Annotated in this window: 7 protein-coding genes; 6 read left to right on the top strand and 1 reads right to left on the bottom strand. The window is 68.7% G+C overall.

The window, feature by feature from the left end:
- Positions 1–3 precede the first annotated feature (3 nt).
- Complete coding sequence (locus A5648_RS24130; protein ID WP_165607369.1) at positions 4–156, bottom strand: hypothetical protein; 153 nt, start codon at positions 154–156, stop codon at positions 4–6.
- A gap of 59 nt (positions 157–215) precedes the next feature.
- Between A5648_RS24130 and A5648_RS18175 the strand changes: the two genes are divergently transcribed.
- From A5648_RS18175 to A5648_RS18150, 6 genes are all read left to right on the top strand, one after another.
- Positions 216–1,115, top strand: a complete 900-nt coding sequence (locus A5648_RS18175; RefSeq protein ID WP_065025885.1) for an ESX secretion-associated protein EspG — start codon at positions 216–218, stop codon at positions 1,113–1,115.
- A 183-nt stretch (positions 1,116–1,298) separates the two neighbouring features.
- On the top strand, positions 1,299–2,813 hold the full coding sequence (gene eccD / locus A5648_RS18170) for a type VII secretion integral membrane protein EccD (protein ID WP_065025884.1): 1,515 nt from the start codon (positions 1,299–1,301) through the stop codon (positions 2,811–2,813).
- Positions 2,791–4,557 carry a S8 family serine peptidase gene (locus A5648_RS18165; protein ID WP_065025883.1) on the top strand — a complete coding sequence of 589 codons (1,767 nt, stop codon included), beginning with the start codon at positions 2,791–2,793 and terminating at the stop codon, positions 4,555–4,557. Before eccD ends, A5648_RS18165 begins: the two co-directional genes overlap by 23 nt.
- A complete protein-coding gene (gene eccE / locus A5648_RS18160; protein ID WP_065025882.1) occupies positions 4,554–5,723 on the top strand; it encodes a type VII secretion protein EccE in 1,170 nt (389 codons plus the stop codon). The genes A5648_RS18165 and eccE overlap by 4 nt, the downstream gene beginning before the upstream one ends.
- Positions 5,720–7,552 (top strand): type VII secretion AAA-ATPase EccA, encoded by a 1,833-nt coding sequence (gene eccA, locus A5648_RS18155; RefSeq protein ID WP_065025881.1) that lies wholly within the window; start codon positions 5,720–5,722, stop codon positions 7,550–7,552. The genes eccE and eccA overlap by 4 nt, the downstream gene beginning before the upstream one ends.
- Before the next feature lie 356 nt (positions 7,553–7,908).
- Positions 7,909–8,208: a PE family protein gene (locus A5648_RS18150; RefSeq protein ID WP_064854942.1), complete on the top strand. Its 300-nt coding sequence runs from the start codon at positions 7,909–7,911 to the stop codon at positions 8,206–8,208.
- Positions 8,209–8,313 lie beyond the last annotated feature (105 nt).

Here is an 8,313-nt window from a genome sequence, read left to right as displayed (position 1 = left end):
CGGTCAGAAGGTGCAGACCGCCGGCAACAACATGGCCAACACCGACGCTTCCGTCGGCTCCAGCTGGGCCTGACCGACCCGTAGTACGCAGCGCGGCAGCACACCACCCATCGGTGTGCTGCCGCGTGCTGCAATGGGTGGGATAGTGGCAGACATCGCCGTGCCGCTGCGTGATCCAATAGCCAAGTACATCGGCAAGGTAGAGGAGGGTAGTGATGGACCCGAGCACCCGCACCGACATCACCGTCAACGTCGAGGGTTTCTGGATGTTGCAGGCGCTGCTGGACATCCGCCACGTCGCGCCCGAGTTGCGTTGCCGACCTTACGTTTCCACCGACTCGAACGACTGGCTCTCGGAGCATCCCGGCATGGCGGTGATGCGTGAGCAGGGCATCGTCGTCGAGGACGAGGTCAACGAGGTGGTGGCGGCCCGGATGCGGGTGCTGGCCGCGCCCGACCTCGAGGTGGTCGCCCTGCTGTCGCTGGGCAAGTTGCGCTACGGGGTCATCGACGACGATGACCAGCCGCCCGGGACCCGTGACATTCCGGACAACGAGTTCCGGGTGCTGCTGGCGCGACGCGGCGAACACTGGGTGTCGGCGGTGCGGGTCGGCACCGACATCACCGTCGACGACGTCTCGGTCACCGATGCCGCCTCTATCGCCGCACTGGTGATCGACGGCATGGAGTCCATCCACCACGCCGATCCGGCGCAGATCACCGCGGTCAACGTGCCGATGGAGGAGATGCTGGAGGCGACCCAGAGCTGGCAGGACTCCGGCTTCAACATCTTCACCGGGGGAGACCTGCGCCGGATGGGCATCAGTGCGGCCACCGTCGCCGCGCTGGGCCAGGCGCTGTCGGAGCCGGCCGCGGAGGCCGCGGTATATGCGCGGCAATACCGCGACGACGCCAAGGGCCCCAGTGCCTCGGTGTTGTCGCTCAAAGACGGCTCCGGCGGCCGGATCGCGCTGTATCAGCAGGCGCGCACCGCAGGCTCAGGCGAAGCGTGGCTGGCGATCTGCCCGGCCACCCCGCAGCTGGTCCAGGTGGGTGTCAAAACCGTCCTGGACACGCTGCCCTACGGTGCCTGGAAAACCCATCGGAGGGTTTAGCGGCCCCATCGGAGTCGTCGCGGCACCGAAATGTTGTGTGACGCACCGGAAAAATTGCCGGTAAACGCGAATCGTGCGAATAGCATGCGTTGCCTTTAGAATTGGACGGGCTTTTGAAATGACAAATTGCGAGGCGGCAGCTATGGGTTCTTTGGGGTCAGCATTCGTCGAGGTGGTGCGATCATGACGACGGCGATCGAGTCTGCGCAGCCGGGCGGGGAAGTCGCACCGTCGGCGCCCCGGTCCGTGGTGGTCGGAGTCATGGCCGGTGAGGGTGTCCAGATCGGGACGCTGCTGGACGCCGACGCGCCGGTGTCGGTGATGCTGGACCCGTTGCTGAAGGTGATCAACGGCCGACTTGCCGAGCTCGACGAGCCGACCCTGCAGGCCGAGGGTCGCGGTCGCTGGGTGCTGTGCCTGGTCGACGGCACCGCGCTGCGACCGAACCAGTCGCTGACCGACCAGGACGTGTACGACGGTGACCGGCTGTGGCTGCGGTTCATCGAGGACCGGGAGCGGCGGGCGCCGGTCATCGAACACATCTCCACCGCGGTCTCGGTGAACCTCGCCAAGCAGTTCGCTCCGGTCGACGCGGCGACCGCCGTGCGGGTCGGGGTCTCGACCCTGTCGGCCGGTGTCCTGCTGGCGACCGCACTGCTCGCCGCCTGGCGCTACCAGCACGACGACTGGCTGGCAGCCGGTTTCAGCGCCGGGATGGCTCTGCTCGTGCTGATCGCCGCCGCGCTGGTCCTGCTTCAGGCCCGCAATGCCTCCGACCGGCGGGTCGGCGACATCCTGCTGGCCACCGGGCTGGTGCCGCTGACGGTGGCTGCCGCGGCCGCGGTACCGGGCGAGGTGGGCGCCGCGCAGGCGGCACTGGGCTTCGGCGTCGCCGGCATCGGTGCGCTGTCGGTCATCCGGCTCACCGGACGGCAGTTGGCGGCTTACAGCGCCGTCGCCGTCATCAGCGCGGCGGTGACGTTCGCCGGCGTACTGCGGATGGTGTTCCTGACCGGCGCGGTGACCTTGATGGCCTGCGTCTACCTGGCCTGTGTGCTGGCGTATCAGTGGTCGCCGTCATTGTCGCGGTGGCTGGCCGGCCTCCGGTTGCCGGTGTTCCCGTCGGCGACCAGCCGGTGGGTGTTCGAGGCGCGCCCCGACCTGCCCACCACGGTGGTGACCACGCCCGGTGCCCCGGCCTCCCTGGAGGGACCGGAGTCGGTGCGCGAGGTGGTGCTGCGTGCCGAACGGGCCCGATCGTTTTTGACCGGGCTGTTGTCCGGGCTGGGCGTGCTGATCGCGGTGTGCGTCACCGGTCTGGCCGACCCGCACTCGGACCGGTCGTGGCTGCCGGTGCTGCTGGCCGGACTGACGGCCGGGTTCCTGGTTCTGCGCGGCCGTTCGTTCCGGGATCGCTGGCAGGCGGTCACGGTGACACTGACCGGTCTGGTGATCGTCGCCGCGGTGGTGGTGCGTTTCGTCGTGGTGCAGTGGACGCCGACGACGCTGGTGGTCGGCGCGGCGTTGCTGGCGCTGATCCCGATGTTCGGGCTGCTGTCCGCGGTGATCGTGCCCAACACCATCTACAGCCCGCTGTTCCGCAAGTTCGTCGAGTGGATCGAGTACCTGTGCCTGATGCCGTTGTTCCCGCTGGCGCTGTGGTTGATGAATACCTATGAAGCAATCCGGTACCGGTAGAGGCGGGCGTCGGCTGCAGCGCACCGCGGCCGCCGGCGCCGCGATGATCATGATGGCGAGTGGCTCGCTGGCCGGTATGCCGGTCGCCGGCGCGATCGATCCCCCGGTAGTCGATCCGGGCGCGCTGCCGCCCGACGGCACGCCCGGTCCACCGCAGACGATGCGACAGACCTCGTACTGCACCGAGGTGGGTGTCCTGCCGAACACCGACTTTCGGGTGCAGCCGGCCTACATGGACATGCTCAACCTGGCCGAGGCGTGGAAATTCAGCCGGGGGGCCGGTGTGAGCGTCGCGGTCATCGACACCGGCGTGACCCCGCACCCGCGGATGCCGAACCTGATCGGCGGTGGCGACTACGTGATGGCCGGCGGCGACGGGCTGTCGGACTGCGATGCGCACGGAACCCTGGTGGCATCGCTGATCGGCGCGGTACCCGACAACGGTGTGACTCCGCTGCCGCCGCCGCGCCAGACCCGCCGGCCCCCGTCGGTTCCCACCAATGAACCTCCGCCGCCGACACCGGCGCCGCAGACGACCATCGTGGTGATGCCGCCACCGCCTGCGCCGCCGCCTCCGCCGCCACCAGTCGAAGGCGGGGAACCGTCCAACGGTTCGAACAACGGCCCGGCCGCCCCGGCGCCCGGTCCGGGCAACAACGCGGCGGCCTACACCACCGATGGCGCATCCGCCGGTGCGGCACGCCCGGGCGGGTTCTCCGGGCGGGCGCGGATGGCGCCGGTCGACTTCCGCGCACCGAGCGCACCGCCACCGCCGGGGGCGGCACCGGATGCGTTCAGCGGGATCGCTCCCGATGTTCAGCTGATCTCGATCCGCCAGTACAGCGCGGCCTTCGGCCCCAAGGAGCCGTTCGGTGACGGCCAGGACCCGCAGTTGCGGGAGAAGAACGACGGGATACGCACCATGGCGCGGGCGATCGTCCATGCCGCCAACATGGGCGCACAGGTCATCAACATCTCCCAGGCCATCTGCATGAACGTGCGGAACATGCTCGATCAAGCCGATCTGGGCGCGGCGGTGCGCTATGCCGCAGTCGAGAAGAACGCGGTGATCGTCGCCGCCGCCGGCGACACGAGTTGGCGGGACTGCAAACAGAACCCGACCTACAACGCGATGCGTCCCGACGACCCGCGCGACTGGAACGGGGTCAACACCGTGGTGACGCCGGCGTGGTACGACGAGTACGTGTTGACCGTCGGCGCGGTGGACTCGGCGGGTGCGCCGCTGGTCAAGTCGAGTGTGGTCGGCCCCTGGGTGTCGCTCGCCGCCCCGGGCACCGACATCGAAGGTCTCTCACCGCGCGACGACGGACTGATGAACGCCGTCGACGGACCGGAGAACTCCCTGCTGGTTCCGTCGGGCACCAGCTTCTCGACGGCGATCGTGTCCGGGGTGGCGGCCCTGGTGCGGGCCAAGTACCCGGAACTGTCGTCGCATCAGGTGATCAACCGGCTGATTCGTACGGCTCGGCCGCCGGCGCGCGGGGTCGACAATGTGGTCGGCTACGGCATCGTCGACCCGGTGGCGGCCCTGACTTGGGATGTCCCCGGCGGTCCGGCTCAACCGCCGGAACGGCTGTCGGCGCCCCTGCAGGTGCCGCCGATGCCGCCGGAACGCGACATGACCCCGGCCTGGGTCGCCGGCGCCGGGCTGTTGGCGGCGGTGGCGGCAGCCGGTGTGGCACTGGGAGTGGCAGCATTGCGACGATCGCGTAGGAATCGATGAAGGCACAGCACGCAGTAGGTTTGAATCTGTCGTGGATGCGGGTGACCACGGTCTTTCTGATCGACATGGGGATCTTGGTTCTCGCCGGCCGCTGGCCCGGCGACGCGAAAGCCGCCACCTACGCGTGGTGGTCCGGTGTCGGCATTGCGGTGCTGGTCGCGCTCATCGCGCTGGTCACCTACCGGCGGGTGCCGGTCAGCACGATGTGGGCGGCCTGGCTGGGCGACCAGTTCGCCGACCCGGCGACCACACTGAGCCAGGGGCGGACTCGCGCGGTCGATCATCACCGCCGCTTCGGCCGTGAGCCGATCGGCATGCGCGAACACCAGGGCCGACTGGTGACGGTGATCTCCGTGGGCGGGCGAGCGGTGCAGGCGACCGGCCGCCACCGCCGCGGCTCGGAGCCGGTGTCCCTGCCGTTGGAGCGCCTCGCCGCCGGGCTGCGGCAGTTCGACGTGCGGCTGGACAGCATCGACATCGTCACCGTCGGTACCCGCAGTGCCCCCGCCGATGCCGAGGAGGTCGACTTCGACGACACGCCGTCGATGCCGGATCACCGGCAGACCTGGCTGGTGCTGCGGATGGACCCCCAGCACAACGTCAACGCGGTGGCGGCGCGCGACTCGCTGGCCGCCACGCTGGCCGCGGCGACCGAGCGGCTGGCCGAGGAGATCGACGGGCGCCAGATCATCGCGCGGGCGCTGCGCGCCGACGAGTTCGAGGCCGTCGACGACGCCGTCCTGGCGGGTCTGGAGCCCGGACAGCTTCGGCACCGGCTATTCCGGGCCCCACCGGAAGGCCACGTCACCACCTTCTGGGTGTCGCCGGCCGACGTCTCCGTCGAGAACCTGGAACACCTGTGGTATCCGGAGACCGATGCGACGGTGGTCACGGTGCGGCTCGCCCCCGGGGGCGGCCGGACGAACGCTGTCTCGGTGCTGGTGCGCTACCACAGCACCGGCCGGCTGGGCCGACACGTGCGGGCCGCGCTGAACCGGTTCGTGGGCCGGCGTCAGCTGGAGGCGGTGTGCGCCAGCCTCCCGGCGCCTACGGCGCAACCCCGGATGGCGGTGCCCAGCCGGGACCTGCAGGATGGCGAACACCTGGCGGTGTCTGTCGACGCCGTGCCGGAGTACGAGACTCCGTCACCCGGGACGCGGCCGTGACCGGACCCCAATCCGCCACGCACGACGCGCGCAACGCGATGGTCGCCGGGATGCTGGCCTCCGGAATCTCGGTCAACGGGTTGCAGCCCAGCCACAACCCGCAGGTCGCGCTGCAGATGTTCACCACCGCCTCCACGATCGACCCGAGCATGTGCGACGCCTGGCTGGCCCGGGTGCTGGCCGGTGACTCCGACCTCGAAGTGTTGGCCAACGCCTGGACGACGGTCCGCACCTTCGGTTGGGAGACCCGGCGACTTGGCTTGTCCGACTTGGAATTCCATCCCGAGGTCTCCGACGGGATGTTCCTGCGGCTGCGGGTCACCAGTGTGGAATCGCTGGCCGCCGCTTATGCCGCCGCCCTGGCGGAAGCCAAGCGTTACGAGGAGGCGGCGAAGCTGCTCGACGGCGTCGAGCCGCGAAACCCCTTTGAGACGGAGCTGGTCAGCTACGTGCGCGGCCTGCTGTACTTCCGGACCGGGCGCTGGCCGGACGTGCTGAAGCAGTTCCCGGCGGCGGCCCCGTGGCGCCAGCCGGAACTCAAGGCCGCGGCCGCGGCGATGGCCACCACCGCGCTGGCTTCGCTGGGGGTCTTCGAGGAGGCGACGCGGCGGGCGCAGGAGGCCATCGAGGGCGACCGGGTGCCCGGCGCCACCAACGTCGCGCTCTACACCCAGGGCATGTGCATGCGTCACCTGGGCCGCGAGGACGAAGCCGCCGAGTTGCTGCGCCGGGTGTATTCCCGCGACGCGAAGTTCGCGCCGGCCCGCGAGGCACTGGACAACCCCGACTACCGGCTGATTCTGACCGACCCCGAAACCATCGAGGCCCGCACGGATCCGTGGGACCCCGACAGCGCCCCGACCCGGGAGCAGGCCGAAGCGCACCGGCATGCCGAGGAGGCCGCCAGATACCTGGCCGAAGGCGACGCGGAGCTGGCCGCCATGCTCGGCATGGAGCAGGCCAAGCGGGAGATCAAGCTGATCAAGGCGACCACCAAGGTGAACCTGGCGCGCGCCAAGATGGGTCTGCCGGTTCCGGTCACTTCTCGGCACACCTTGTTGCTCGGCCCGCCCGGCACCGGCAAGACGTCGGTGGCGCGCGCTTTCACCAAGCAGTTGTGCGGCCTGACGGTGCTGCGCAAACCGCTGGTGGTCGAGACCAACCGTTCCAAGCTGCTGGGCCGCTACATGGCCGACGCGGAGAAGAACACCGAGGAACTGCTCGAGGGCGCGCTCGGCGGCGCGGTGTTCTTCGACGAGATGCACACGCTGCATGAGCGCGGCTACAGCCAGGGCGACGCCTACGGCAACGCGATCATCAACACGCTGCTGCTCTACATGGAGAACCACCGTGACGAGCTGGTGGTGTTCGGTGCCGGCTACGCCAACGCCATGGACAAGATGCTCGAGGTGAATCAGGGCCTGCGGCGGCGGTTCTCGACCGTGATCGAGTTCTACAGCTATACCCCGCCGGAGCTGTTGGAACTGACCAAGATGATGGGCGCGGAGAACGAGGACGTGGTCAGCGACGAAGCGGTCGAGGGGCTGCTGCCGTCCTACAACAAGTTCTACAACGACGAGAACTACTCCGAAGACGGCGATCTGATCCGCGGCATCGACGTACTGGGCAACGCGGGATTCGTCCGCAACGTGGTGGAGAAGGCGCGAGACCACCGCAGCTTCCGGCTCGACGACTCCGAACTCGACGCGGTGCTATCGGGCGACGTCACCGAATTCAGCGACGAATGGTTGCACAAATTCAAGGAATTGACCCGCGAGGATCTTGCCGAAGGTCTCAGCGCGGCGGTGGCCGAGAAGAAATCGTCCTGACCCGACAGCTTCCCGGCAGCCGATTCACAGTGCCGCGACCGCGCGCCCGGGTTGACGCTCGCTGATACCGGTGCCACCATTGCGCAGGTAGGGGGCGGTACTTCACCCCAGCCCCCATCGGTGCGCGGTGGCGCGAGGAGGTGACGACGAGACTTGTTTCCCCGTGATTGTGCCTATCGCCGGAGATCGGCGAATGTTTCGTTCCGATCCGGCTTCGGCTCCGTTTCTGCTTTCTAAAATCACGTTGTGTCGGGCCCGCTCCGGTTTGACGGTTTACCGTTGTCACCGGGTACACGCTCGACGCGCCCGGTGATCGTCGGTCGTTCACCGGACCGGCACCCTTGGAGGAGGACCCCATGACATTTGTGAACACCCAACCCGAGGCGCTTACCGCCGCCGCGGGCAACCTGGCCGCCATCGGATCGGCGCTGAGCGCCCAGAACGCCGCCGCGGCAACTCCGACCACCGGTGTGGTCCCGGCTGCAGCGGACGAGGTTTCGGCGCTGACCGCGGCCCAGTTCGCCGCGCACGCCAGCATGTACCAGTCGATCAGCGCGCAGGCCGAGGCCATCCACCAGGCTTTTGTCGCCACGTTGAACACCAGCGCGAATTCCTACGCAGCGACTGAAGCGGCCAACGCCGCGTCGGCCGGTTAACCACTGCGTCACAAGAGGTTTCACGGAGCAAGGAGAGACAACAGTGGCAACACGTTTTATGACCGATCCGGACGCGATGCGCAGCATGGCGGGGCGTTTCGATGT

Source organism: Mycolicibacter sinensis (genome assembly GCF_001673565.1).
GTDB lineage: Bacteria > Actinomycetota > Actinomycetes > Mycobacteriales > Mycobacteriaceae > Mycobacterium > Mycobacterium sinense_C.
The sequence above is the reverse complement of the archived record's forward strand: the minus strand, read 5'-3'. Positions and strand labels throughout refer to the sequence as shown.

Bases quoted from the DNA above. Each gene is read 5' to 3' on its own strand.
- A5648_RS24130 (WP_165607369.1), bottom strand. From the start codon at position 156: ATGTCTGCCACTATCCCACCCATTGCAGCACGCGGCAGCACACCGATG.
- A5648_RS18175 (WP_065025885.1), top strand. From the start codon at position 216: ATGGACCCGAGCACCCGCACCGACATCACCGTCAACGTCGAGGGTTTC.
- eccD (WP_065025884.1), top strand. From the start codon at position 1,299: ATGACGACGGCGATCGAGTCTGCGCAGCCGGGCGGGGAAGTCGCACCG.
- A5648_RS18165 (WP_065025883.1), top strand. From the start codon at position 2,791: ATGAAGCAATCCGGTACCGGTAGAGGCGGGCGTCGGCTGCAGCGCACC.
- eccE (WP_065025882.1), top strand. From the start codon at position 4,554: ATGAAGGCACAGCACGCAGTAGGTTTGAATCTGTCGTGGATGCGGGTG.
- A5648_RS18150 (WP_064854942.1), top strand. From the start codon at position 7,909: ATGACATTTGTGAACACCCAACCCGAGGCGCTTACCGCCGCCGCGGGC.